This is a genomic window from Paraburkholderia caffeinitolerans (genome assembly GCF_902859945.1).
Lineage (GTDB): Bacteria > Pseudomonadota > Gammaproteobacteria > Burkholderiales > Burkholderiaceae > Paraburkholderia > Paraburkholderia caffeinitolerans.
This window is the reverse complement of record NZ_CADIKL010000054.1, coordinates 1-25,459: the sequence shown is the minus strand read 5'-3', so window position 1 is coordinate 25,459 and position 25,459 is coordinate 1. Positions and strand designations below refer to the sequence as shown.

Genomic DNA, 25,459 nt, shown 5'->3' with positions numbered 1-25,459 from the left:
TCTCACGAAGAACGAACCGGACCACGCGCTCCAGTCCGCCTGCCCGTGGGAAACCCCGCCGACAAACAAATCGAAACACGCAGCGCTTGATCGCGACTGCCTGAGCGATGAATAAAATAGCGCATGGAACGGAAATTTCAAGAGGCCCTGCAACATGTCAACCGGGAGGCTTCATGGACCTTTTCGACAGGCTTCAGGAACAGATCGGCACCGTGCGCCTGCCGCTCTTTGCCGTCACCGTCACGGCGGCGGCACAGGTGAATACGCCGCTCATCGCCATACTCCACTGGCACGGATTCCGGCGCGCAACGCCGCTTGTCCTGCCCGGCGTTGAAATCCCGTCACGAGCGGTTCCGGGATCGGCCATCCAGCTCGATGCACCGTGGCACAGCTTCGAGACCGTGGACGCCATGCTTCTGGATGCCGCCTGGCAATCCGGTGCGTGGGATGTCGAGCGCGTCGAGCAGCGCGGCTGCAACGTGATCGGCGCCAGCGCTGCCGAGACACTCGCCTGCCGGCAGGCGTTCGGCGATTATGGAGAGGACATGGTCCGCGACCCGCAACTCCTCGGTGACGAGACCGATCGCGACGGGCTGATGCAGCTTGCCGCGCGCAGGGGTTACGTGCGCTGGCTGTTCCGGCCCGTCAAGGGCGGCCTGTGGCGCACGCTCGATGAGCCGGATGACACCCTTGAGGTCGACGGGGGACGCCAGCCGCCCTGTCCCGTATCACCTGTACCCCGCCGACCCGGCGGGAGCGGCCGCACGGTTTATCGCCTCGGCAAGGTCCATCGCATTCTGCTGCCGCGCTGAAACAATTTGTTACACAAAGCCGTTTTCGCGCCCCTTGAAGGGCGCGATGGGCGCCTTTATTTCGATTTCCGCCAGATGTTGGCTCGGCTGCAGTGTGGCGCCCTGATGCGCTCCGCGACTCGCAGCCGGATTCCCTTAATTGGTGATCCTCTAATCGCTCAGGAGATGGAAATGCAGATTCGTCCCCTCTACGACCGGGTTATCGTCAAGCGAATCGAAACGCAGCGGACGACGGCCTCGGGCATCGTGATTCCCGATTCAGCGGCAGAAAAACCCGAACAGGGCGAAATCGTCGCAACCGGCAGTGGCCGGCTGCTGCAGGATGGAACGCTGCGCGCGCTCCAGCTCAAAGTCGGTGACCAGGTTCTCTTCGGAAAGTACGCAGGCCAGACCGTCAAGGTCGATGGCGAGGAACTCCTCGTCATGCGCGAGGAAGACGTCATGGGCGTCCTTGAGGTCGACGCGGGCGCCGCCCGCAAGGCTGCCTGAAATCCCTTTACGGTCGCGGACGCCCGGCCGGTCGCTCGCGACGCGTTGAGTCAACGACTTTATCCGGAGCAGGAACATGAGTGCAAAAGACGTCAAATTCCACGACAGCGCACGCGCCCGTATTGTCAAGGGCGTGAACGTGCTGGCGGATGCCGTGAAGGTCACACTCGGACCGAAAGGCCGCAACGTGCTGATCGAGCGCAGTTTCGGCGCGCCGACCATCACCAAGGATGGCGTGTCGGTCGCAAAGGAAATCGAGCTGAAGGACCGCTTCGAGAACATGGGAGCGCAGGTGGTCAAGCAGGTCGCCTCGAAGACCGCCGACGTGGCCGGGGACGGCACCACCACGGCCACGGTGCTTGCGCAGGCCATCGTGCAGGAAGGCATGAAGCATGTCGCGGCCGGCATGAACCCCATGGACCTCAAACGGGGCATCGACAAGGCCGTGACCGCCGTGCTCCATGAGGTGCGCAACCTGTCGAAACCGATTTCCACGAACCGGGAGATCGCGCAGGTGGGTTCGATCTCGGCGAACTCCGACGAGGCGATCGGCAGGATCATTGCCGACGCCATGGAGCGGGTCGGCAAGGAAGGCGTGATCACGGTCGAGGACGGCAAATCGCTCGAGAACGAACTCGACGTGGTTGAAGGGATGCAGTTCGACCGCGGCTACGTGAGCCCCTACTTCATCAACGATCCGGACAGGCAGGCGGCGTATCTGGACGACGCCCTGATCCTGCTGCACGACAAAAAGATATCGAACATACGGGATCTGCTGCCGGTGCTCGAGGCGACCTCGAAAGCAGGCAAGCCGCTGCTGATCGTCTCGGAAGATATCGACGGTGAGGCGCTGGCCACGCTCGTGGTCAACGCGATGCGTGGCATCCTGAAGGTCGCGGCCGTCAAGGCACCCGGCTTCGGCGACCGCCGCAAGGCCATGCTCGAGGATATCGCCATCCTCACTGGCGCGACGGTCATCTCGGAAGAGACCGGCAAGCAGTTGCAGAAGGCAACGCTGGAGGATCTCGGACGTGCGAAACGCGTCGAGGTGCGCAAGGACGACACGATCATCATCGACGGCGCCGGCGACGAGGCGCGCATCGAGGCGCGCGTGAAGTCCATCCGCACGCAGATCGAAGAAGCGACGAGCGACTACGACCGCGAGAAACTTCAGGAGCGCGTCGCGAAGCTCGCAGGCGGTGTGGCCGTCATCAAGGTGGGGGCGGCAACCGAGGTCGAGATGAAGGAGAAAAAGGACCGCGTCGATGACGCGCTGCACGCCACGCGCGCGGCGGTCGAGGAAGGCATCGTGCCGGGCGGTGGCGTGGCGCTTCTGCGCGCGCGTTCGGCCGTGACGGGCCTGAAAGGCGCCAACAGTGACCAGGACGCGGGCGTGCAGATCGTGCTGCGCGCGCTCGAAGCGCCGCTGCGCGTGATCGCCGCCAACGCGGGGGACGAGCCTTCCGTGGTCATCGCGAAGGTCCTCGAAGGCAAGGGCAACTTCGGCTACAACGCTGCCACCGGCGAGTACGGCGATCTCGTCGAGGCGGGTGTGGTTGACCCCACCAAGGTTGCGCGCACGGCACTCCAGAACGCCGCATCGATTGCCGGGCTGATCCTGACGACGGACGCCACGGTGGCCGAAGCGCCGAAGGACGAGAAGCCGGCTCAGACCCCCGCACCGGAGTTTGACTACTGATCCGGCAGCGTTTCCTGCATGTGCCGGCCAACAGTCGCGGTCGGTGCATTCCGTTCGGCGCCGCACGCTGTCTCCGTCACGCGGCGCCGCTTTATCCGGTGACCACCATGAAACTTGAACTTTTCATCGACTCGAAACCGCTGACCGTCGAAATCGACGACGTGGTGGCGGGATTGCTTGCCGTTCGCCTGGACCTCCCCGCAGGCGAGGACAATCGCGACGCCCTCGCGCGCTATCTCAGCGAGAAGGGCGAGCCCTGGATTCTCGACGAGGAACACATGCGGCGACGCATCCTGCGCAGGCTCATTCTGGATATCGCTGACCCGGCACTTGTGATTCGCCATCTCATGGCTGATGAGTGAACCGGGCCGGTCAGTCCCCGTCGGGAGGTCAGGCACGACCAGGCTACCCATTTGTATCGTTATCCTGAATAATCTGTCATCATGATGCCCGGCAGTCCTCGTTTGCCTGTCCACTCATCGGCCAGACTCCCCGCTGGCGTGCTCGGTCTGGACTATCTCAAGTTTTTGCAGCTCTCGGTGGATGATGAGCTCACCCGTGGGGAATCGTACGACGATGCAGCGCTGCAAGACGCTATGACCGCCGTCCGCAGCGGTTCAATGCGCGCAGTGCGGCCGGCAATGAAGGTTTTCTTTGACGGCTGCCGGTTCTGGCTTGCGAGTCACTTTCACCGCTATGAGGCGGCACGCCGTCCCGGTGTCCGCCATCAGGAATTCTGGTGCGAGATCGCACCGGGCTCGAAGGACGATGCCCGGCTCTACGCGTCGAGAGCGACCGCGTACCGGCATTTGTTGTGAAGTTACGCCGCATCGGCAAAGGTCGTCATCTGCCTTGTCCCTGTCGTCGTCCCCTGAGGTTCTCCATTGTGGGAGCCACCTACTCTCCGGCCCCAGCCGTCGGGTCGTTACCTGTACCCGAGCGTTCAAGATGATCGCAGGCCCGCATCAAGACTTCGAGGCGGACGGCTCCGACCATGCGGTCATATTCGTTGACGACGCTGGTTATCCTGTCGATCAGGCTATCGTCAATCCCCCTTCTGCCTGCCTCATCGAAACAGGCGAGAACGTGAGCGAGGTCCCGCCTGACGTCGTGAACCAGCGCGACATCGAGTTTGCCGTAACCGGCCTGTGTGATGAAGCCGGTAATCGCAGTGATCTCCAGCAGATGCCCGATCAGTGCGCGTTCACTCTCGCCAGCACGTACGCGCTCAAGCACAACGCGCGTGCGAAGCACGAGCTGCACAGCCTCCATTGCGGGCATGGGAAGCAGCAGGGCTCTTCCACCGCGCGGGGATGGATGTTTCGATGCTTTTCTGGCGGCCATGGCAGAGACTGAACTCCCGGATTGTCGCAATCATCGCAATCCCGGATTGTACTGGAGGCAAGCTCGTTTCACGGTGGTGGCCCGGTACGGCACACGCCCCCGGTGTTCCCGGACCCCGGTCTGGCTTCGGGATCCCGGAGTCGGGATCAAACGGGCCGTGCCGCCGGCCAGCGGGTTGAGGCGGATAGATAGTTAACCTAAGTTATTGACATGCTTGAGCGACAGGCATCAGGGAGGCCGCTGCGATGGCTCGCGACAAGCAGGGGACGAGGACCGGACGCCCGATTGTGCAGACGCCCACGTACCGCATGGCAAGGATCGGGGGACGCCCTCCAGGCCAGCGATGTTCGTCACGCCCCGGCGAATAAAAAAGCCAGCGCGGGTGCGCTGGCAGGAGGTCCGGGATCCGATCGATCCGAGGCAACCGGACCAGAGAGTACAAGTATAAGTCTGACGCCTGCGACCAGACAACGTTGTTTGTGGCACCTGTTCGACGGCGTGGAAGGACGGCGCGAAACGCTCTGGGAGAGAGCGTCAAAGGCTCTTGCCGCTGTGCTGTGCTCGGGGAACATGCGGCGCAGACGCAAGCACCGGGACGCACGAAGGACACACCGGCAGCGGAAGTGCTATCGTGCACGTGAGGTCATGTTTTCCTGTATTCAAAATAATCAACGGGAAGCGGTGCGAAAAATGAACAAGGAAAACGCGGGGCGGCCCCAGCCCGGGTACGCCATATCGAACCTCATTGATCGGGAGATCGCACATATCCGGCGAGTGATACCGACATCGCTGGCCGGCGATATGGCCGGGCCCATCTTTCCCGCGGACTACTGGCGCCAGCGGCTCCATCGCCTGCTCGATAGTGGCAATGTCAACAAAAGTCAGCTGGGCGAGATCGACAGCCTGCTGCTCGCGCTTGATCTGCACGAATTGAACCTTGCCGTGGCCGCCTGCGCGCAGAAAGGATACCGGTGAGGCGTACAAGTGAGCTGCCCGTAGGGCATTGATTATTGCTTCGGCTCAGTGGGGCAAAGCCACCCGTCGTGCCGTTGACACGTCAGGGCGCGCATCCCGGTGTTGCGCTTCGCTCAGCAGTCGTCAAGCGCACGGGCGCGAATGCAGGCAGATGTGTCACGATATTCGGCTAGCGTCGACGACCCGCCTTGCAGTCGCGCTGCAACGAGGTTGCGACGGGCGCATTCGTCAGCCTTGCATTGCGCTGGCGTTCCGCGCCTCGCGACGGGCGATTTCAAGGTCGAGCGCATGCGAGCGTTGCTGCGACAGCGACAGACGCTGCTCGCGTCCGAGCGCAGCGTCGCGCCCGGCAAGACGTGCCGATGGGGGGCGCACACGTGCTGGAACAGCTGCGAACGATCGGCCCCCGGCAATTCGCTTCGTAGATAGGCACAGCCGGGGCGCACGCGGATCGCCGTGTCCGGCAAACAGGATTCCGCCCGCAGCGAAAGCTGTCAGTCAGCATTTCGCCGCCGGGCTGCGGGTTCTCTCGGATGGTGAAGTCGTGCGCTCCGGATGAAGGTCGTCAATACGCGACACAGGCATGGGTGGCGGATCCCGGAGGCAAGCAAACGTGCGTCGAATGGCGCCGGATTCAGGGCTTCATGTGGGCCGTACTGGATTCGAACCAGTGACCAACGGATTAAAAGTCCGCTGCTCTACCAGCTGAGCTAACGGCCCAATCCTCTTTTTCGCCCGCTGTCGGGGCGCTTTGCGTGCTTGCTCCTAACCGATATCGATCGTGCGACTCGTGGACGGCGCCGGCTCCGTTTTCGGCACGGTCAACGTGAGTACGCCGTTATCAAATTTTGCCAGGGCACGACCGGGATCGGCGTATTCCGGCATCGGGATCGTGCGCACGAAGCGTCCGTGGGCACGCTCCAGCCGGTAGCAGCCGTTTTCCTCACTGCGCACATCCTGCTTTTTCTCACCGCGCAGCACGATCGCGCCGTCCTCGACGCTCACGTTCAGGTCTTCGCGCTCCATCCCGGGCAGTTCGGCGGTCACGCGCAGCACCGGTCCCTCATCGACGACGTCGATGCGCGGCTGGAAGCGCGATGAACTGAAGTCGCCGAACCATCGTTCGAGCGCGCCACGGCCTGAAAACGGGTCGTGAAAAAACTCCTCCACTGCGCGCCATGGTTCGCGTGAGAACAGTCGCGCAATGTCGGGCAGGGCGGCGCGCCATTGTTCGTTTTCGCCTGCCGGCGGGCTCTCCGGTCTGTCCGCATCGGACTTGCGCACGGCCCCGCGAAGGAACTTGAAGGGATTCCACTTTTTCGGATCGGGGTTCATCATCTTCTCCTCTGGTATCTGGCAGAAGAACCGTATTCCGGTCATGGCACCAGCGCCGCCGCTTTTCTGCCGTCGACGTTTTCAGACTGGGTCCCGGGAGCGGTTGCTGCAGCGCTCAGCCTCGGCTTTGCATGCTGGTGCAGGTGCGAGTCGGCCATCGCACTCAATCCTGGCCACGGACGTAGCTGTCGGGAACGGCTGGCTCACCCGGGCCTCCGGTGTCGGAGGGTGGCAGCCAGGCAGCCGCCACCCGGTGCGCTTCCTGCCGTTACTGCCCGCGCGCCGACTTCAGCCCGTACGCACTTCGATCCGCCGCGGACGCGCCTCGTCGCGGCGCGGGATCGTGAGCTTCAGTACGCCGTCCTTCAGACTTGCCTCGATCTTCGACGTATCGAAGTCCGGGGAGAGTGCGAACGTGCGCGCAAAGCGCGGCTCACGAACCTCGGCATGCTGCAGCCGCAGATTCGCCGGTGTCGGCACAACCGCCTCGGCCTCGATGGCGAGATTGCTGTCATGGACCCGCACATCGAGCTTGTCCCGGGTGACCCCGGGCAGGTCGGCCCACAACGTGACGCCCTGGGTGTCCTCGTAGATATCGACGGCGGGAGTAATCGTCATCCGCCGCGCGGACGGCGCACTTTCGCTGCGCGTGACCGCCGACGGGTCGCGCTTGCTCAGTTCGGTGGTATCGCTCATTTTCGGCTCCCCGGATTACTGGACAGTGATTGCACGAGGCTTCGAGGATTCGCGCTTGCCGATAGCGATCGACAGGCAACCATTCTCGTAGCGCGCCTGAACCTTGTCGGGGTCTGCGTTCTCCGGCAGCTCGATGACCCGCCGGAACGCGCCAGTGAAGCGCTCCTGCGCATAAACCCGTGTGTCCTCGCTGGTATCCGGTTGTGCCGGCTTGCGCTCACCGCTGATGGTCAGCAGCCCCTTGTCGATCGACACGTCGAGTTCCGCCGCATTGATGCCCGGAGCAAACGCGACGATCTCGATCGAGTCGTCGGTGGCGCCAATATTGACCGGCGGGAACGTGCCGAAGCGGCTCGCCCGGAGACTGGAGGGAAAAGTTCCGAAGAGGTTCGCCATCTGCTGCTGCAGCCGGTCGAACTCGCTGAAGAGGTCCGTTCCAAAGAGATCGCTCATGACGCTGTTCTCCTCAAATGATGCAGGGAGGCGAACGGGCCTACGCGCTCCAGTTCGCCTGCCATCTGGCGAAACAAATCGAAACACGCAGCGCGCGGGACGTCGGGACCCGCGCGTCTGCCTGGGCGAATCCTAAGATAGGTACTCCGGCGAGGATTTCAAGGGGTAAAAGCAGCGTTGCACCTTTGAAAAATTCTTGCCAGTTCCTGGTATCGCGGCGGAACAACACTGCGACTGGAGGACGTCGTGGAATTCGATACCGACTGGCTGACCCTGGGCCGGCACCGCGTGCGGCTGCGCTCGACCAGGGGGTTTCCCACGGAAGCAATGCGCACGGCGGTCGAAGTCATCCGCATTGCGATCGACAACAACATGAGCGCCCGTGCCCGGCTGGTCGAGGTGATCTGCCGGCAGGAAAAGAGCTATGACGTCCTGATCGGAACCACCCTGACCGAGGACAAGGTTTGTGCGCCGCAACGTGAAGCCGCGATTGCCGTCGTGCTGGGCGTCCTGCCGGACCAGATCAACCTGACGGTCACGACGGTGGCGCAGACCGAGGTGGATCTTCACTTTGGTGTGTACGAGCGGATGCTCGCCGAGAAACTGGGCGCGGCGCCGCCGATCCAGTGATCCGGACGGCGGACGGGAAGGTCGGGCCGGCTGCCGGGGTGCGCCTACAGGGTGACCCGAGCATGTCCCCCGGGGAAGGTTTCGCTACCCGCCGCGCAATGAACAGCGTCAACGATCCGGCACCCTGCGGAGTCCGGCAACGTGCGCGCAAAGTCGGGATCGCCTGCAAGCGTCTCAAGCATTCTTCGTGCCGGAACGACGGGCCGAGCGCTTGACAGCGCGTGCGGTGCCACCCGCTGGCCGACAGAACCTGGTGATCTGGCCGACGCCTGCCCTGGGCGCCGCGTCAGCCTTGCGGCTTCAAGGCGACAGGAAAGCGGATCTCGAAGGTCGTGCCTTGCCCCTCGCGGGACTTGAAGTGGATCTCGCCCTCGAGTGCACGGCACAGCTCCCTGACAATCGCCAGGCCCAGACCGGCACCCGGGATGTCGTCGCCGGCGACCCGCTCGAACTCCCTGAACACACGCTCCGTGTCTGACGGCGCAATGCCGACACCGGTATCGGCCACGCGCATGAACCACTGGCTGTCACCGCATTTCGCGATGACCAGTTCCACTTCCCCCTCCCGCGTATATTTCGTTGCATTCGACAGCAGGTTCAGCGCAACCTGCTTGAGCCTGATGCGGCTCGACTGCACGCGGACCAGTCCGGCATCAAGGGAGGCAGACAGACGCAGGCCCTTCGCTTCGATCGCTGGCCGGGCGGTCGTGACCAGTTCGTCAAACAGCATGGGCAGATCAACCGGCTCGATGCAGATCGGGCTGCTGTCGCCCACGACAACCGAGTACTCCACCATTTCGTCGACCAGCTGCTTCATGTCCTCCGCCTGCCGGGTCGCGAGCGCCAGTCCGGCGTCGGCTCTGGATGGAACGCGCGCAATCAGTTGCAGGTCGATCGAAAAGGCGTTCAGAAAGTTACGCAGGTCGTGCACGAGGCTGCGCGTGATCTGCATGCGCGAGCGGTGCAGATCACTGACCTCGCGTTGCTGCTCCTGCAGCTCCCGGTTGGCGCGCTCCAGCCGGGTTGTGTAATCCGCAATGGTGCGGTCACGCTCGCCGATGACCTCGCGGATCGATGTCAGGGTGACAAAACTGAGCGCCTCGTCAATCAGGCGCCGGGCACGGGATTCCTGGTCGCGGGTGAACGTGCTGCCGGACTCGGCGAAGGCCCGGACGGCGTCGTCCAGTGCCTGCCGGAACAGCTCCAGTTCACGCACGAGTTCATCAATGCGGTAACCCTGCTGCCAGCGCACGTTCCCGTGTTGCCTCGCGTTGCGTTCAATGTCGCGCTCGACCGGTTGGAGATCGTCTTCTTCGAGCGCCGTGCAGATGCCGCTCAGGATGGCGGGCAGGTGATCGGCCAGCTGCTCCCAGGTCAGCCGGTCCGCGTCAACCAGGTCGGCATCGGCAGCAACCGCCCGCATGCAGCTCTGCGTCAGGCGCGCCTGTTCCCGACGGAGAAATCCGGCAAGGGCGTGCAGGGTTCCCATTTGAGAATCGGCCATGATCCGTACCTCACATTATTGTTCCCAGCCCGTGGGCCGGTATTGATCGGGACGGCGATCGGGAACGCTATTAGCTTCGCGTGGCGGAAACCAGTCTACCGTCCAGCAAAATGCCTTCTATCCTGCTTGTCGACGACCACCCTGAGCTGCTCGATGCGTACTGCCTCATGCTCACTGACGAAGGGTATGACGTGTGCGGCTCACACAACGGAGTTGAGGCGCTCGACCACGCCCTGCGCGAGCCACCCGGGTTGATCATAACGGACTGGATGATGCCGCTGATGGGCGGCGCTGAACTGTGCCGCCAGATCCGGGCGCATCCAGCGCTGGCACACATTCCGATCCTTGTTCACACCGCGACGCCGCCGTCGTCGCCGGGCCCGGCGCAGTGGGACGACTGCCTCATCAAGCCAGTCCCGGCGCCGCTGCTGCTGGCCACCGTGAAAAGGTGGTGTCTGCCGCGAGGCGCGGCCGGATATCCTGAACGCGATCCGGTCCGCGCAGGCGACGCCGGTTTTCAGCCCCCGGATAACCGGGGGCCGGCTCGCCGGGGCGGGTTAGCGGAATCATCGCATCCCCTTGAAAATTTTCATCAGTGAAACTAACTTATATCCAGCTCAGGCAGTGTGCCCGGTGATGGATCGGTTGCATGCTGCGTGTTTCGATTTGTTTGCCCCGCAGCATGGCAGGCGAACTGGAGCGCGCAAGCCCGTTCTCTTCCTTGCTGCGTCGAAGGAGAAGACGATGAGCTGCCTTCATCTCCGCTCGGCTTCGACTACGTTGTTCGAGCGCCTCCACCGTACGATCGTCGTCCTGTCCGGCGCTTTCCGGCCGGTCGCGCAGCGTGCCCGGCGCACGCTGTCAGACCGCATCGCCACCATGTGGCAGACGTTTCGCCAGTTCACGTCGCACCTGCGCCGCCGATAGCAGCGCGGTTGCCCTGCGGGCACCGCTCGCGACGACGGTATGCCGTCGATTTCGTTCGGAGCGGTTTTCGCGGAAGCACCGCATGGATGGTGCAATAGCGTGCACGCGCGAGCAGGAGCGGTCCAATGGAACCGGTGAGAGTCGAGATGCGCAACGGCCTTGAGATCCGTATGCGCACCCTGGTCGTGAGGCACGTACGCACGGCGGCATGCCCGGAGCGAGCCGTCGTGAACGGATACCTTGTATTTGTTCAGGTCGTGAGGGATGGCGAGGTTTTCGTGAACTGGCACCTGCCATGGCTCTGCCGGCGCTGGCTGAGTCGCGAGGAGGCGGAATCGGAAGCACTGGAGTACGCCGTGCGGCTTGTGGACCGTCGTCCGTATCGCGGACCGCCGCCGGATGTCACGGAGGCGGTCTGGCGGTGGCGCCGGTGAGGAAAGCCTTGCAGATCCCGAGGAGGTCATGATGGAACTTCATATGCATTCGCATCATTTCGTTCGCCGCATGCCTGAGTGGCCCGCAGCACTCATCGGCGGATGCGTGGCGGGCGCCGTTTTCCTGGTGATCGAACTCTTTGCCATGCGGGTGATGGGACAAAACGTGTGGGCGCCCCTGCGAATGACCGCGGCCATCGTGATGGGCCGCGATGTGCTGGCACAACCCGCTGCGTTTTCGGCCGCCGTCATGCTGGGGGGCCTGGTTGTCCACTTTGCGCTGTCGATCCTCTTCGCGGTCATTCTGGCGGTGATCATGGCGCCATTCAGCCTGGATTCCAGTGTCGGCATGGCCTCGCTGGTGGGGGCCGTATTCGGCGTGCTGCTGTATGTGATCAACTTTTATGGCATGACGCAATGGTTCCCGTGGTTTGCCGACGCCCGAGGCTGGGTGGGTTTCCTCAATCACATCGTGTTCGGGCTGGTGGCAGCCGACACCTACCTGAGCCTTGAGAGAAAGGAATCGCACGCCAGTGGCACGGGCGGTAAGAGTGAATGACTCGGTCACGCGGCGTGGCGCCCGGTCCCGACGGGGTCGGCGTCGCCCGCCATGTAGGCGCGCCAGGACATGCGCAGGTTTGAGATGAAAACGTCGATCAGTTACCGCAACGTTGCGAAGCTCGCCCGGCCGGAGCTGGAAGACCTGATTGGCCGGCTCACGGAACGGCGCCTGAAGCCGCATCTGTCGCATTTCCCGACCGGACTGGTCCGGCTGCATGCGACGGTGGAAAGAAGCCGGCATCGCAGTGTCTACCGCGTCCGGCTCCAGCTCGTGTTGCCGGGGGGGCCGCTCGCCTGCGGGAACGATTCTCCGGAGCCCGGGCCGGCGATCGAACTCTCCATGACCGAACTGGAGCGGCAGCTGGAAAGGCACGTCGCACATCTGCGTCACGAAGATGCCTGGCGCCGCAAGGAACGGCGCGCCGGGTTGCAGCAGCTCAAGGCCGCATTGGCAGAGCAGACGGACGCCGGATCCGCGTTGTTCGGCGAGTGCGTGCGTCCGCTGCTGGCACCGCTCCAGCGCTTCGTACAGCGGGAAATCGCGTATCTCCAGGCACGGGGCGATCTCGCCGCAGGCGACCCGACGGTCGACGACATCGTCGACGAGGCCCTGGCGCGTGCCTGCGAGCGACGGGCAGAGCGCCCGCGCCGGCTCGAACCGTTGCAATGGCTCTATCAGATCGCGCTTGAACGGCTTGCCGACGAAGTGGCGCATCGGCAGAGTGAGGAAGGCCGGTGCATTTCACTCGAAGGCAGGCTACCCGTCCGGCTGCACGAGCCACACGAAGACGACGACGAGCTTCTGTTCGAGTACTGGCAGCCCGACGAAGTCCTGCGCCTCGAGGACGTGGTGCCGGCAACGGACGGCTCGCCGGAGGATGTGGTCATGACCCGGGAGCTTCGCGAGCTGGTGGCAACGCTGCTCGCGGAGCTGCCGGAACCCTGGCGACGGGCCGTGACGCTCTGCCGCCTCGAAGCGCAGCCCGCGGATGCCGCAGCGCAGGTTCTGGGCATCACGGAGCCGGAACTTGAAGACCGGCTTGCGCATGCCGACGCGTTTCTCAGGGCCAGACTCGCTGACCTGAAACTGGCGCCCGGGCCGTCGGTCGAGCCCGCGGGTTACATCGTGCCGGGGACGCTGCCGCTGGCGTCCGGACTTTCCAGGGATTTTGACGAGGCGATACGACGCGATGGCCCATAAACACGCAGGCGCGGCCAGATCATGGTTGATCGCGGGAAACGCAATTTCCCGCGTGACGACGGAGGCCAACGATGAAACTCACCACGAGATCGAAGCGAGTTCGCGCCGGACATCGACGACATGATCGACGAGGCGCTCCAGGATACGCCGGGCATCCTGGCGCGCTAGCGGGGTCGGGCAAAGGCCCTCAGCGCGTGGGCGGCACCTGCCGAACGCGCCGTTCTTGAGCCCAATCTTGATCAGAGGGAGCACGATCATGAAACTCGCACCCTTGCATGACCGGGTTGTGGTCAGGCGAATTGAACAGGAGCGCACGACTGCGGCAGGCATCGTCATCCCGGATACCGTTGGCGAGAAACCCGATCAGGGCGAAGTCCTTGCCGTCGGCCCCGGCAGGCGGCTCGAGCACGGCCAACGTGGCGCCCCGGACGTGAAGGTCGGTGACCGCGTGCTGTTTGGCAAATACGCCGGTACCACGGTCAAGGTGGAAGGTGAGGAGCTGCTCGTCATGCGCGAATCCGATCTGCTGGGCGTGGTTACATCGGGGCCTGCGCAGTAGGCCGCGCAACAGGGTTGTGCTTCGTCTGACTCGTCAGGAGGTACCGGAAAATGTCCGCCAAAGATGTCAGGTTTCATGAACCCGCACGGCAGCATATCCTCACGGGTATCAACATCCTGGCCGATGCGGTGAAGGTCACGCTCGGCCCCAGGGGGCGAAATGTCGTGCTCGAGCGATCGTACGGGGCACCGACGGTCACAAAAGACGGCGTGTCGGTCGCCAAAGAGATCGAGTTGCGCGACAGGCTCGAGAACATGGGGGCGCAGATGGTCAGGCAGGTTGCCGCCAAAACCTCGGACGTCGCCGGTGACGGAACGACCACCGCAACTGTGCTCGCCCAGGCCATCGTGCGGGAAGGCATGAAGTATGTCGCCTCGGGCCTGAACCCGATGGACCTCAAGCGTGGCATCGATCAGGCGACGGCCGCGATCGTCGAGGAACTCAGGAAGCTTTCCCGTGCGGTCACGACCAGCCGCGAGATCACGCAGGTCGGCACCATCTCCGCCAACGCGGACGAGGAGATCGGCTGGATCATAGCGGATGCGATGGACAAGGTTGGCAAGGACGGCGCCGTTACCCTCGAAGAGGGGAAGTCGTTGCAAAGCGAACTCGAGGTTGTCGAGGGCATGCAGTTCGATCGCGGGTGGCTGTCCGCGTATTTCATCACCGATCCCGAGAAGCAGTCTGCTGTTCTCGAGGAACCGTACATCCTCGTGCACGACAGGAAGATCTCCTCGATCCGTGATTTGCTGCCAGTGCTCGAGGCTGTGACCAGGGAGAGCAAGCCGATTCTCGTCATTGCCGAGGACGTCGAGGGCGAAGCCCTGACCACGCTGGCGGTGAATTCCCTGCGCGGCATCCTGAAAGCCGTGGCCGTGAAGGCCCCGGGTTTCGGCGACCGGCGCAAGGCGATGCTGGAGGACATCGCGACGCTGAGCGGCGGGCTGGTGATCTCGGAAGAAACCGGCAGGAAGCTCGAGAACGTCAAGCTCGAAGATCTCGGACGGGCGAAGCGGGTGGAAATCGAAAAAGAGGCCACCACCATTATCGACGGCGCGGGGGACCGCAAGACGATCGGCGCACGTATCCAGGCAATCCGGCGTCAGATCGAAGAGACGACAAGCGACTATGACCGGGAGAAGCTGCAGGAGCGCATCGCGAAGCTGTCCCGCGGCGTCGCGGTCATCAAGGTGGGGGCTGCCACCGAAGTCGAGATGAAGGAGCGTAAGGCGCGGGTCGAGGATGCGCTGCACGCGACCCGCGCAGCGGTCGAAGAAGGCATTGTGCCGGGCGGCGGTGTTGCGCTGCTGCGAGCCCGGGCAGCCCTCGGCGAGATGCGAGGCACCAATCCCGACCAGGACGCCGGCATCCGGATTGTGTTGCGGGCGCTCGAAGAGCCGCTGCGTCAGATCGCCACCAACGCGGGAGAAGAATCCTCGGTCGTGGTCAACAAGGTCCTCGCACAGACAGGCAACTTCGGCTGGAATGCGGCTTCGGACACCTACGGTGACCTGATGGAGATGGGGGTAGTCGACCCGACCAAAGTCGTGCGCACGGCATTGCAGAATGCTGCCTCGGTGGCCGGGCTGATCCTCACCACCGACGCCGTGGTCGCCGAATTGCCAAAGGACGAAAGCAGGGCACCCGTGTCGCCGCCGGCAACGGAATACTGAAGCGCGTGTGCACGGCGGCAGAGCGTGTCCGGACGAGCGGGCGCATTTGAACCCCTGAGCATCGGTAAAGACATCATGGCGAAGATCATCGGTATCGACCTCGGCACCACCAACTCGTGCGTGGCGCTGATGGAAGGCAAGCAGGTCAAGGTGATTGAAAACTCGGAAGGAGCCCGTACGACGCCATCGGTCGTCGCGTATCTCGACGAGGATCAGATACTGGTCGGCGCACCCGCCAGGCGTCAGGCCATCACCAATCCCGGAAACACGCTGTTCGCAGTGAAGCGCCTGATCGGCCGCCGCTTCGACGAGAAGGAAGTGCAGAAGGACATCGGCCTGATGCCCTACAGAATCATCAAGGCCGACAACGGCGACGCCTGGATCGAAGCGCACGACGAGAAGCTCGCGCCGCCGCAGATCTCGGCGGAAGTGCTGCGCAAGATGAAGAAGACCGCTGAAGACTACCTCGGCGAGCCGGTCACCGAAGCGGTGATCACGGTGCCCGCGTACTTCAACGACAGCCAACGCCAGGCCACCAAGGACGCCGGCCACATCGCCGGTCTGGAAGTCAGGCGCATCATCAACGAACCGACCGCAGCCGCGCTCGCGTTCGGTCTGGACAGGGCTGAAAAGGGTGACCGCAAGATCGCCGTGTTCGACCTCGGTGGCGGCACCTTTGATATTTCGCTGATCGAGATCGCCGATGTTCGCGGCGAAAAACAGTTCGAAGTGCTCTCGACGAACGGGGACACCTTCCTCGGCGGCGAAGACTTCGACCAGCGCATCATCGATTACATCATCGGCGAGTTCAGGAAGGAGCAGGGCGTCGACCTCTCGAAGGACGTGCTCGCGCTGCAGCGCCTGAAGGAAGCGGCCGAAAAGGCCAAGATCGAACTGTCGTCGAGCCAGCAGACCGAGATCAATTTGCCCTACATCACGGCAGACGCATCGGGTCCAAAGCACCTGAGTCTGAAGCTCACCCGGGCCAGGCTCGAAGCACTCGTGGAAGATCTCATTGAGCGCACGATGGAACCTTGCCGCATCGCGATCAAGGATGCGGAGTTGTCCACCGACAGCATCGACGACGTGATCCTCGTGGGCGGCATGACGCGCATGCCAAAAGTGCAGGACAAGGTCAGATCGTTTTTCGGGCGTGAACCCCGGAAGGACGTCAACCCCGACGAAGCGGTCGCTGTGGGCGCGGCGATCCAGGGGGCGGTGCTGTCCGGCGAACGAAAGGATGTGCTGCTGCTTGACGTGACCCCGCTGTCGCTCGGCGTCGAAACGCTCGGCGGTGTGATGACCAGGATGATCGACAGGAACACCACCATTCCGACCCGCTTCTCGGAGGTTTTCTCGACCGCCGATGACAACCAGCCAGCAGTCACCATCAAAATTTATCAGGGAGAGCGCGAGATGGCAACCGGCAACAAGCTGCTCGGCGAGTTCAAACTGGAGGGTATTCCTCCTACGCCGCGCGGTATGCCGCAGATCGAGGTGATGTTCGACATCGATGCGAACGGGATCCTGCACGTGTCGGCCAAAGACAAGGCGACCGGCAAGGAAAACCGGATCACCATCAAGGCCAGTTCAGGTCTGTCAGAAGGCGAAGTTGAACAGATGGTGAGAGACGCCCAGGCGCACGCCGCGGAGGACCACCGGCTGCGCGAACTGGCCGAGGCGCGCAATCAGGGTGACGCCCTGATCCACCGCACGCGCAAGGCACTCTCCGAATACGGCGGGAAACTGGACGCCGCCGGAAAAGCGAAAATTGAAGCCGAAATCACGGAACTGGAGGCCGCGCTCAAAGGATCCGACCGGGATGAGATCGAGGCGAGGGTGCATGCACTGGCGACCTCCTCGCAGCAACTCGGGGAAAAGGTCTACGCAGACGTGCAATCACAGGGCCCCGATGCGACGACCGGCCCACAGGGATCCAGAGGCGCGGCACAGGACGAGAACGTGATCGATGCCGACTTCAGGGAAGTGAAAAGAAAACAGTGACATCCCGGCGAGCGTCACTGGACGTCTGGAGGCTTGCGCCATGAAAACTCGATTGTGTATCCTGGTCCCGGCAATTGTGATCGCTGGACCATGGTCAGGGAACGCCATGTCAGCCAGCGCGCCGCTACCGACGTTGCCCCTGCAACATGACATCTGGATCACCGGGACAGTTCAGCGCGGCAGCGGGGAGTATGCGCCGGGTGACTATACGACAATCATGCTGGATCGCCCCTCCACTTCGCCCTGCAACGACAAGGTGGTGTCCGACATCCTTCTTGGCGAGGGAGGCAGGCCAGCCCCCACACTCCTGCTGCCTTACCTCAACCAGCGGGTTACCGTCAAGGGTCGCGTAACGTGCCCCGACACGGGCATTCAATTTACGCCGCAACCGGACGTCGTGTTTCCGGTCTGGTAAAGGCAAGGGGAAACACGTCCTGGACGCCGCCATGCGCCAGTCAAATCGCTGACTGCAAATCCGTCCGTCGAAACGTGGCAATCTCGGCGCGCGATTGGGGCGCGGCTGCGGGGCGCCGTGGGGCCTGACGCGCGATTGACAGAGGAAAGCGCCCATAACGGTTCGAGGAACGCCGGGCGGTGCGCGCTGCGATCCGATCAGGCGCGATCGGCCGCCTCACGGAGCGGGACGACATGCTTGCGCGGAACGCATAATGCCCATGGCATCCCCGTCGTCAGGATAATCCAGCCAGTGCAGGCGCGTGGGGAAAAGAAGTGGAGAGACGGCGTAGCAACCGCTTTCCTGCATCCCGGAAGCGATCGCACGCCATGCGTTCCACGTCTGCTCAAGTGCGTGAACGAAATGGCGGTGCAGCCAGTCCTGCGGGTCGACGGTGGGCGGCAAATGGGCAGGCATGAAGGCCAGCCATTCAAGCAATCCAAACGGCGGATAGTCTCCCTGGCAGCGCGTGAGCGTCTGAATACTGAAGCGTCGCTCCCAGGACAGGCGCCATCCCAGCAGCGCAATCGACTGGGCAGAGGTATTGCCGTCGCACAGCAGCAATCCGGATTCGGGCAAATGGCGAACCGAGTCGGCTTCTGGCTGTACGGGCCGGATCGAACGCGCCAGACGGCGCACACGATTTTTCCGCGCCTTCCTGTAAACGGCGCACAGCATGATGCATGTGTGGTCGACATGTGGCCAGTCGGCTGCCCAGGCGAAGCGGGCCGGCGGGCACACTGACGGACGAGAGCCGCGCCCGCTTTGTGCACTGGCGCGGGGTACGGGATCGAGGCGGGGCAGCTCTGGTGGACGGCGAAGGTATCGCTCCAGTTCGCCGATAAACGTGAGACGGCGGGGAATGTCCGAGCACGCCTGGATTTCCGCGCCGGGAAGGTACTGCCCGGCCGCATCGCGCATACGCCTCCTGCCTGTGCCGAGCAACTGCGCATACCGGAAGAAGTAGTCGTGCCATGCGCGCAGGCGATCCAGCCCGGTCGCGTCAATACCGGCCTTTGCGCGCAGGCGGCGAAGCGAGGCTGCTGCGAGCAGGGAGCGACCGCAGGCCGGGCAGGCATACGGATGGCGCACGAGCCCTGCATGGAGGCGGTATGCGAGCGGCTGCCCGCAACCCGTGCAGGCCTCGCACAGCACGCATCCATGAATGGGGCAGTGCCGGAACGCTGTAAACTGAAAAAGCGTTGCATGAAAACCCGCCGACGCACAGGTCAGGCAGAATCGCAGCGACGGGCTCGCCGCATCCAGCAACGCATCGCTACGATTCGTAGTACAAAACGAATTTTCAAGGTCGTGCGGGCCGATGTGCAAGGTGTCGGCCAGGTCCGGGAGCCTGAAGGCATCGGCCGCCCGGAGGTCAATGCCTTCGCCCGTATTGATTGCTGGCAGGATTGCCAGGGCCTCGTCGAGTTGTGTCCAGTTCAGGCGGTTGAGCAGCTGAAATTTTGCGAACCGCGACCACGCAGACTCCACCGCGCAAGTCCATGCTGCACGCGTCGTATACGTTGACCGGTGAGCGGTGCAAACCCGGTTGTGCTCCTGCCAGGGCAAGGCCCCTTCCACTGGCCGGGCGTCATCATTTCCTGGCGCGCACATAGCCGGACACGTCGACACCTTCGTCCCAGACTGCCCTGGAAAAGGCAAAACTGGTGGAATCGCGCTTTGCACACTGGTAAAGAATGTGCTGGACCGCGCGCGTGAAGAATTCCATGGGTATCTCCAGCTCCCCCACCAGCTGGGCTCGTTTATGCGCGTCGTCGAAGGCATCCCAGAGGGCACCGCCTTCGGCCGCCAGACGCATGCCCGCTTCCCAGGCGCGTGGGAAAAAGAAGCGTGTATGCGTCCAGCCGGAGTTCTCGGGATATTCGCCCTGATCGTATCCCTGCAGACACGCTGAACACTCGTGCGCGGAGCGCACACCGTGAAAGGGTAATTCTTCGGTCATGAAGCGGGCGACAATCTGTTCTTCGCCATCACGCTGGAAAATGCTCTTCCTCGCACGCAGCGAGGGCTGGCCGACGAGCATGGTCACAAGGCGCACGCCTTCGAGCTCGAGTTCGTCGTGAATGTCACGCAGCCACTCGAACTCGGAACTGCCCAGATGCTGGGCTTCGTCGAGGAAAACGAGGATATCGCTGCTCTGTGACTGATCGGCGATTTCGAGCAGACGCTGTGTAAGCCGGTGCCGCAGCTGTGTCGGATCGCGGCCGGAGCTCGCCTTGTGCCGGGCCATGGTCAGCAGGGCGCTGAAGAAAGCTGTCTCGGTGGCAATGCGCTTGTGCTGGCAGCGCATGCGCAGGATCGGCAGGGCCGGCCGCTGTGAAGCGAGCAGTGATTCCAGAAAGAGGATCGCATAGGTCTTGCCGACCCGCGAGCGGGCATAGACCATCGCTCCGGTACGCAACGACAGGCAGCGCACCAGCAACGCATAGAATTGCGCGATCGATGGCGTCGGGATGCGATACCTGCGCAGCACAACCGGATGTTCATCGATCGGCGATGGCCGTAATGAGTCGGTCGTCATGGTCAGCGAAAAATCTGCCCCTTGCCGAGCTCGGGCAGGCTCACGGCAGGGATATTGTCCGATCCGGTTGATGCTGGTGCCGCGGGGATTTCGTCACGCCTGTCTCGCTGCTCAACGGCACGTGCGGCTTCGGCAATGCGATGGGGCATTCGCCGTTGTTTCGCACGGGACTTGCTTCGTTGATACTTGAGGTAAGCCTCTACAGGATCGGAGAGATCGCCGTAGTCGATTTCCTTGAGGCGTTTCAGCCTGAGGATTTCCTGACGAAGCCGCAACGAGTGAGGTGTCTGGTCCCAGGGTCTGGCAGCCCTGAGCGGGCCGATCTCCTCACCGCTGGCGAGAAATGCCGTTACGACACGCATGTCCTCGGGATCGAAATATATCCGCAACGGTTTGCCGATCCGTCCGGACGCTTCTCCGAGCACGCCGCTGGAATACCGGACCCCGTAAAGGTTGACATAGGGACGCACGCCGCGACGCAGGTTGCCGCGGACAATGGCCTCATGAACAGGCTGCAGCAGCATCAGGTTTTGCCGGTAGCGTTCGGCAAGTGTTCGCCATAGCCCGCCAGGTTTCTGTGCGAAATGCTGCATCATCTCAATGGGCGAGCGCCCGCCCAGACCGTCATGCGGTGTTCCGTTGTAGTTCGCGAAGCTCACGTCGAGTAATTCGGCAAGTTCCTCGCTGCTCACCAGAAGGCTGCGTTTGCCATCCGGATCGCACAGGGCCCGCCGCACATCCTGGGCGCTGGATCCTGTTGTACCGGGAAGCCGATGCGACAGCGTGCTGCCAACCGTGCCGAAGAACCGTTCGATGTACGGCCGCTCGTTGGGCTCCGCGTAGGGGCCGGCATCGACGTGACTCCCGATCATGTCGCATACGGTGGCGAGTGTCTCGCCGGCGAGGTGACTGCGTGCATTGTCGTAGCGTAGCCAGTCCCACGTCGCGTATTCGGCCTCGCGAACGGCTTCGCTGATAAACCCGGCGCGCGATTCGTAACGCAAACCGGCAATCGAGAAGGTCGTCCGCTTGCGGCGGGGTTGCAGGGCGTCCTGTACGGTCCTGATGACGTCGTGCCGGTTGTATTCGGTGGCTAGCGCGAGGTGCCAGCCCAGCACCGCCCGCGTGCATACATCGAGGACAACGAGCAGCCACACGCGCTCAAGTTCGATATCCCTGTCCAGTCCAATGGGATCCGTCATACGGATGCGCAGGCGGATATCCAGTTTGTGTCCGTCGAACTCGACCGCTTCGAATGGACGTGTGACCGGCGGGCGCGACATCCGATCCGGTGGAGGACGAAGTGGCTGGACGCGCTGCGCGCCTGAGGCTCGCGCCGCGTGTGCAAATGTCTGGTTAGCCACCAGGCGACGGATGGCTGCAGCCAGGCTGCGGATGCCCTGAAGATCCTGATTGAAGGGATAGTGCCTGCCTGTCAGATTCAGCTCGCGACATCGATTGAGAAATTCCCGGTGCGTTGCACGCAGGCCGCGCAGTTCGCCACGTGCGCCGAAGTAGACCTTGTGTAGGTGGATCTGCCTTTGCAGGAACTCGGCCAGTACCTCATGCCGCGCGAGCAACTGCGCCATCGCTCCCGCCGCGCCGCCCCGCTTGCCGGGGACGGTCGGTTGCGTGGGCCGGGTACGCACGTAGCCCCGCGTGCGCACATGAGGTACCAGCGCGCGGAAGCCCTGGATACGTCCGTCGGCATGCGGCGTGGTGCAGCGGGCGAGCAAGCGGTATAGCTGCGCGCGCCGGATTCCGGTCGCACTCTCGATCAGTGTCAGGCTCCGGTCTTCCAGGTACTGGCGAATCGCCTGTTCACGGCGCAGAAAAATCGTCCGGCGCGCTTCCGGCAGCGCGGATGGATCGACTGTCGGCCAGCTGTGCAGATCACGCAGCTCCGGGGCGAGTGCCCGACGCGTAAGGCAGTCCCGCGTTTTCACGACGCGCCCTCTGTCGCCACAGCCTGCCTGAAACGCGTATGCCTGTTGATCTCGTCGGCGCGCAGATCCGGGCTCACAAGCCGACCGCGTCGAGTCAGATCGAAGACTGCGGTGCGCGTCAGGACTGGATCAGTTGGCAACGCCTCGTATTCGATGGCGTACAGAGGCTTCGGTGAAGCCAGGCCCTGTTCGATCCGGTCGAGAAATTCATTCAAGAGGAACGGGCCGTTGCTTGTGACATACGGCAACATGCGCATCCAGTTGTCGATCCATTGACGATGCGGCTTTAGTGCATCAGCGTTTACGGTCGTGACAGGCAATGGATCGAGGATTTCAAGCAACCCGGCGTCGATCGCGGTGAGGGGCGTGGCTTCCAAGACGACGAACTCGGTTACGTCGTCCCGACGAAGCACGAAATCGGCAATACGGGGTTTCTGGTCGACAAGAATAAGTCCCGGATACTCGCAGAATGTCAAAACCGAAGCGTACGACTCCATCATGGCCCAGAAGTCGACAGCCGCGTGCGAATAAAGCAAGAGGCGTCGGGAGAGCTTGGGGCTCCAGACGTGGAACTGGTGCATCCATTTTGAGCGCTGAATGTCGATTGGGTGAAAGTCAAACTGCAGCGCAGGATCGACCGGTCGAACGTCAGCCACCACCATCCCTCCGCAAAGTTCCAGCTTTACTTCGCTTCATCAACAAGGTGCAAGTTTAGTTCGCATTTTCGGAAAGTAAAGTCCAGTACACGGGCTGGTTGGCTAACCGCGGCACGGGGCTTTCATTGGGGGAGGATGACACAACATCACTTCGCGGGACGATTACGCATCACGTTCTCGGGGAAAACTTGAACACGTTGCGCGCTCGGGGGGCTTCACGGCTCTGTGGCGGCTTCTGCGAGGGCCAGCGGTTGCGATGAAGCCGGCGGCGGAAGCGGTATGCGGCGCAGCGGGATTTGCGCCAGGATGAGCAGGTCGCCGGGTCTTCTCAGCCGGTTAGAACCGCATCTCGATACGAAATCGCCGATCGCTTCGAACTCGTTGCCCTCGCGCTGCCAGCCGGCTGCGCCCCCGAATCGATTCCGCCACCTGCGGCGGTGGTCGCTCGTGCTGGCTTGGCATGATCTGCGCCCATGGCAGCTTTCTTCTGAGCTGAATGACTCGAGGACGCGCACAGCATCGTACTCACCGGCATGCAGTCCATCACGAGTCTTCGTGACCACGGCTTCCTGATCGTGTGCGAGCGTCCATCTGAATCCCGTGAGATCTGCTCTGGCGGGCACCATCCTGCGCCGCCGTTCAACCCAGTTGGCATTCTCCATTACCTCGGGCCCATCTGGCGCCAGGCAGGGCGGGGGACCGCCGCGGGCGCGGTGTCGCTGGTGTTTGTGTCGGGTCGGCTTCAAATTGCGCCCGACGATCGATGCATGAACGTACCTTGGCGCCTGCTCCGGAGTAATGCACTGTCCGTGGCGAGGTAGCCGGCAGCCACAGCGAACAGCCCGGTACTGTACTTCACTGCCGCACTGATGGTGCTGCCGCTATGCCAACTGCTAGTCACGCCACCAAATCCATACACGCCACTGACCTGAAATCCGTACAGGACCGGCGACGTATAGGACCACGGAATTGTTCGATCGGATCGTCGTATTCAGCCCGTCCAGATCACCCGGGGGCGCACCGGTCGCACCCGTGAGAAGAGAGGCGGGGCCAAGTGGTCCGACCAGTTCATAGTAAGGCAGTGTACTGCCGACCGAGTGTCAGCGTGCCAAACTGGTTGTTCTGCAGCCCAACAAACGCCTGCTGGTTAAAGACCAGTCCGGAAGACGCCTCCGCGCCACTGTTCGGATCAAACCCTGCCTGCAGATCAAAAATCGCGCTCAGCCCCCCGCCCAGATCCTCAGCTCCTCGCGGCCCGAAACGCGAGGAGTACAGCAGTTGGCGGCCACCGCGATGTTCTGGACCGAGCTGGCCGACGTGTAACCCGCGTTGACCGCGGACGTTCCATACGATGCACTCGCATTCGGAGACAAGGCCCCTGTGGCGCCGGTGTTATGCATTGCGCTGCTGGTACGTCGCTCATGCCGGCACGCGGGCCCTGCGCAACAGGGCTGAAGGGTTCCGGCGGCGGCGCCAGACGCAATACATGACCTTAATTCGAAGCATCAAGAAGGAGTCTGCATAAGAACTCTTCATTCGCGTACCAAACTAATTGGAGCGGCGGTTGTCGCGGCGGTCGCGTCGCCGGCATTCGCGCAGAGCAGCGTAACGTTGTATGGTGTGGTCGACGATGCCATTGCCTACGTCAACAACCAGAAGGGTCACTCGAACGTCTATCTTCGCTAGGGCAACCACACGCTGGGCAAGGTGCTATGTGCTCTGAACTACTCAAACGTTCAGTACCGTCCTGGCACGAATTCGCTGTTTACCGACACGGTGGTGTTCAACACATACGGCGCGGTCGTACGATATACGTTCACACCGGCGATCGAAGTCGCGGGCGGCTACAGCTACACCCGTGCATCGTCCGCGAACGGCATCAGTGACCCGGCAAAGTACCATCAGGTTTCGCTCAAGGAGTCGTACCACTTCTCGAAGCGGACGACGGTCTATGCCCTGCAGGCGTGACAGCACGCGAGTGGACAGACGCTCGCTGCAGGCGGTGAGGGCATCATCGGCGCACGCCCGGACGTGGGCGATCTCAACAATGCAACACCGTCTTCGACTGCAAACCAGGTCGCCGTCATGCTCGGCCCGGCGGTGAGCTTCTAGGACGCGTGAAAGGTGTGATCCGGTGAAAGTTGGATGTGACGGGCACAGACCCGCCAGGGTGTCTCACAAAAATGGACACGGTTCGCTGCGGTTTCCACAAATATCAGTCCAGGATAGCTGCCGCGTTCCGTTTCGATGCTGAACAAGTTGGCATCAGCACCGGATAACCGTTTCGGGGCCGCCCGTCGAGGGGGAGCCCTGAAACAAGTTCGTAAAATCGCCGAAGCCGGCGGTATGCAATCGGAAACAGTGCCCAGGAGACATCCATGTTAAGTTCGCATCTGCCGCCCTGAAACCGTGTTGAATGGCTGGACATGGATTGCGCCCCCTGATTGCACAGGGCTGTTACTGACCAGTTCAATAAATAGTGCGTATATTGGATCAAGCTGCGTAGCGAACATGCTTCTCCTGAAACAGGTTGCGGATAACATGAGGCTGCTTCTGCCGGCGATG

Annotated in this window: 29 protein-coding genes and 1 tRNA gene; 18 read left to right on the top strand and 12 right to left on the bottom strand. The window is 62.7% G+C overall.

Annotated features, from left to right (window positions below):
• The first annotated feature begins 173 nt into the window (after window positions 1–173).
• The 5 genes from HV773_RS32950 (at window position 174) to HV773_RS32930 (ending at window position 3,818) form a co-directional block, all read left to right on the top strand.
• The gene (locus HV773_RS32950) at window positions 174–812 is read left to right on the top strand and encodes a diguanylate cyclase (RefSeq protein WP_175198036.1); all 639 of its coding nucleotides are present in this window, start codon (window positions 174–176) and stop codon (window positions 810–812) included.
• A 171-nt stretch (window positions 813–983) separates the two neighbouring features.
• Complete coding sequence (locus HV773_RS32945) at window positions 984–1,301, top strand: co-chaperone GroES (protein ID WP_175198035.1); 318 nt, start codon at window positions 984–986, stop codon at window positions 1,299–1,301.
• Window positions 1,302–1,377: 76 nt separating this feature from the next.
• Complete coding sequence (groL, locus tag HV773_RS32940) at window positions 1,378–3,000, top strand: chaperonin GroEL (protein WP_175198034.1); 1,623 nt, start codon at window positions 1,378–1,380, stop codon at window positions 2,998–3,000.
• 107 nt (window positions 3,001–3,107) lie between these two features.
• Window positions 3,108–3,362, top strand: a complete 255-nt coding sequence (locus tag HV773_RS32935) for a hypothetical protein (RefSeq protein ID WP_175198058.1) — start codon at window positions 3,108–3,110, stop codon at window positions 3,360–3,362.
• A 138-nt stretch (window positions 3,363–3,500) separates the two neighbouring features.
• Window positions 3,501–3,818 carry a hypothetical protein gene (locus tag HV773_RS32930; RefSeq protein WP_175198033.1) on the top strand — a complete coding sequence of 106 codons (318 nt, stop codon included), beginning with the start codon at window positions 3,501–3,503 and terminating at the stop codon, window positions 3,816–3,818.
• Window positions 3,819–3,897: 79 nt separating this feature from the next.
• Here the strand turns inward: HV773_RS32930 and HV773_RS32925 are convergent, their stop codons facing one another.
• Entirely contained in the window at window positions 3,898–4,344 is a 447-nt protein-coding gene (locus HV773_RS32925) for a hypothetical protein (RefSeq protein WP_175198032.1), read from the bottom strand.
• Between the two features lie 645 nt (window positions 4,345–4,989).
• Here HV773_RS32925 and HV773_RS32920 point away from each other — a divergent pair.
• Complete coding sequence (locus HV773_RS32920) at window positions 4,990–5,319, top strand: hypothetical protein (protein ID WP_246282564.1); 330 nt, start codon at window positions 4,990–4,992, stop codon at window positions 5,317–5,319.
• 647 nt (window positions 5,320–5,966) lie between these two features.
• Here HV773_RS32920 and HV773_RS32915 read toward each other — a convergent pair.
• The 4 genes from HV773_RS32915 to HV773_RS32900 form a co-directional block, all read right to left on the bottom strand.
• Window positions 5,967–6,039, bottom strand: a tRNA-Lys gene (locus tag HV773_RS32915).
• 45 nt (window positions 6,040–6,084) lie between these two features.
• Window positions 6,085–6,654, bottom strand: coding sequence for an Hsp20/alpha crystallin family protein (locus tag HV773_RS32910; protein ID WP_175198031.1), 570 nt, complete (start codon window positions 6,652–6,654; stop codon window positions 6,085–6,087).
• Between the two features lie 288 nt (window positions 6,655–6,942).
• Complete coding sequence (locus HV773_RS32905; protein ID WP_175198030.1) at window positions 6,943–7,350, bottom strand: Hsp20/alpha crystallin family protein; 408 nt, start codon at window positions 7,348–7,350, stop codon at window positions 6,943–6,945.
• Window positions 7,351–7,365: 15 nt separating this feature from the next.
• Window positions 7,366–7,803, bottom strand: coding sequence for an Hsp20/alpha crystallin family protein (locus HV773_RS32900; protein ID WP_175198029.1), 438 nt, complete (start codon window positions 7,801–7,803; stop codon window positions 7,366–7,368).
• Between the two features lie 246 nt (window positions 7,804–8,049).
• Here HV773_RS32900 and HV773_RS32895 point away from each other — a divergent pair, with 246 nt between their 5' ends.
• Entirely contained in the window at window positions 8,050–8,433 is a 384-nt protein-coding gene (locus HV773_RS32895) for a hypothetical protein (RefSeq protein ID WP_175198028.1), read from the top strand.
• Window positions 8,434–8,719: 286 nt separating this feature from the next.
• Here HV773_RS32895 and HV773_RS32890 read toward each other — a convergent pair whose 3' ends face one another.
• Complete coding sequence (locus HV773_RS32890) at window positions 8,720–9,937, bottom strand: sensor histidine kinase (RefSeq protein ID WP_175198027.1); 1,218 nt, start codon at window positions 9,935–9,937, stop codon at window positions 8,720–8,722.
• A gap of 110 nt (window positions 9,938–10,047) precedes the next feature.
• On the opposite strand from HV773_RS32890, the gene HV773_RS32885 reads away from it, so the two are divergent.
• The 5 genes from HV773_RS32885 to HV773_RS32865 all read left to right on the top strand — a co-directional run bounded on the left by HV773_RS32885 (window position 10,048) and on the right by HV773_RS32865 (window position 13,060).
• Window positions 10,048–10,536, top strand: a complete 489-nt coding sequence (locus HV773_RS32885) for a response regulator (protein WP_175198026.1) — start codon at window positions 10,048–10,050, stop codon at window positions 10,534–10,536.
• A gap of 145 nt (window positions 10,537–10,681) precedes the next feature.
• Window positions 10,682–10,864 carry a hypothetical protein gene (locus HV773_RS32880; RefSeq protein ID WP_175198025.1) on the top strand — a complete coding sequence of 61 codons (183 nt, stop codon included), beginning with the start codon at window positions 10,682–10,684 and terminating at the stop codon, window positions 10,862–10,864.
• 125 nt (window positions 10,865–10,989) lie between these two features.
• A complete protein-coding gene (locus tag HV773_RS32875) occupies window positions 10,990–11,298 on the top strand; it encodes a hypothetical protein (RefSeq protein ID WP_175198024.1) in 309 nt (102 codons plus the stop codon).
• Window positions 11,299–11,329: 31 nt separating this feature from the next.
• Complete coding sequence (locus HV773_RS32870) at window positions 11,330–11,857, top strand: hypothetical protein (RefSeq protein WP_175198056.1); 528 nt, start codon at window positions 11,330–11,332, stop codon at window positions 11,855–11,857.
• A gap of 84 nt (window positions 11,858–11,941) precedes the next feature.
• Complete coding sequence (locus HV773_RS32865; RefSeq protein WP_175198023.1) at window positions 11,942–13,060, top strand: RNA polymerase subunit sigma-28; 1,119 nt, start codon at window positions 11,942–11,944, stop codon at window positions 13,058–13,060.
• A gap of 78 nt (window positions 13,061–13,138) precedes the next feature.
• On the opposite strand, the gene HV773_RS32860 is transcribed toward HV773_RS32865, so the two are convergent.
• Window positions 13,139–13,318 carry a hypothetical protein gene (locus HV773_RS32860; RefSeq protein WP_175198022.1) on the bottom strand — a complete coding sequence of 60 codons (180 nt, stop codon included), beginning with the start codon at window positions 13,316–13,318 and terminating at the stop codon, window positions 13,139–13,141.
• Here HV773_RS32860 and HV773_RS32855 point away from each other — a divergent pair.
• The 4 genes from HV773_RS32855 to HV773_RS32840 all read left to right on the top strand — a co-directional run bounded on the left by HV773_RS32855 (window position 13,317) and on the right by HV773_RS32840 (window position 17,711).
• The gene (locus HV773_RS32855) at window positions 13,317–13,619 is read left to right on the top strand and encodes a co-chaperone GroES (RefSeq protein ID WP_175198021.1); all 303 of its coding nucleotides are present in this window, start codon (window positions 13,317–13,319) and stop codon (window positions 13,617–13,619) included. The genes HV773_RS32860 and HV773_RS32855 overlap by 2 nt on opposite strands.
• Before the next feature lie 50 nt (window positions 13,620–13,669).
• Window positions 13,670–15,292 (top strand): chaperonin GroEL, encoded by a 1,623-nt coding sequence (gene groL, locus HV773_RS32850; RefSeq protein ID WP_175198020.1) that lies wholly within the window; start codon window positions 13,670–13,672, stop codon window positions 15,290–15,292.
• A 75-nt stretch (window positions 15,293–15,367) separates the two neighbouring features.
• Window positions 15,368–17,296, top strand: coding sequence for a molecular chaperone DnaK (gene dnaK, locus HV773_RS32845; protein WP_175198019.1), 1,929 nt, complete (start codon window positions 15,368–15,370; stop codon window positions 17,294–17,296).
• Window positions 17,297–17,336: 40 nt separating this feature from the next.
• Window positions 17,337–17,711, top strand: coding sequence for a hypothetical protein (locus tag HV773_RS32840; protein ID WP_175198018.1), 375 nt, complete (start codon window positions 17,337–17,339; stop codon window positions 17,709–17,711).
• Between the two features lie 216 nt (window positions 17,712–17,927).
• Here the strand turns inward: HV773_RS32840 and HV773_RS32835 are convergent, their stop codons facing one another.
• From HV773_RS32835 to HV773_RS32815, 5 genes are all read right to left on the bottom strand, one after another.
• Entirely contained in the window at window positions 17,928–19,241 is a 1,314-nt protein-coding gene (locus HV773_RS32835) for a hypothetical protein (RefSeq protein ID WP_246282562.1), read from the bottom strand.
• Between the two features lie 103 nt (window positions 19,242–19,344).
• Window positions 19,345–20,292, bottom strand: coding sequence for an ATP-binding protein (locus HV773_RS32830; RefSeq protein ID WP_175198016.1), 948 nt, complete (start codon window positions 20,290–20,292; stop codon window positions 19,345–19,347).
• Window positions 20,293–20,294: 2 nt separating this feature from the next.
• Window positions 20,295–22,238, bottom strand: a complete 1,944-nt coding sequence (locus tag HV773_RS32825) for an integrase (RefSeq protein WP_175198015.1) — start codon at window positions 22,236–22,238, stop codon at window positions 20,295–20,297.
• On the bottom strand, window positions 22,235–22,900 hold the full coding sequence (locus HV773_RS32820; RefSeq protein WP_246282559.1) for a hypothetical protein: 666 nt from the start codon (window positions 22,898–22,900) through the stop codon (window positions 22,235–22,237). The genes HV773_RS32825 and HV773_RS32820 overlap by 4 nt, the downstream gene beginning before the upstream one ends.
• A gap of 1,062 nt (window positions 22,901–23,962) precedes the next feature.
• Window positions 23,963–24,118, bottom strand: coding sequence for a porin (locus HV773_RS32815; RefSeq protein WP_343052417.1), 156 nt, complete (start codon window positions 24,116–24,118; stop codon window positions 23,963–23,965).
• Between the two features lie 258 nt (window positions 24,119–24,376).
• Here HV773_RS32815 and HV773_RS37320 point away from each other — a divergent pair, with 258 nt between their 5' ends.
• A complete protein-coding gene (locus tag HV773_RS37320) occupies window positions 24,377–24,580 on the top strand; it encodes a porin (RefSeq protein ID WP_343052416.1) in 204 nt (67 codons plus the stop codon).
• 93 nt (window positions 24,581–24,673) lie between these two features.
• Window positions 24,674–24,862, top strand: coding sequence for a hypothetical protein (locus HV773_RS37150; protein ID WP_246282558.1), 189 nt, complete (start codon window positions 24,674–24,676; stop codon window positions 24,860–24,862).
• Window positions 24,863–25,459: the final 597 nt, after the last annotated feature.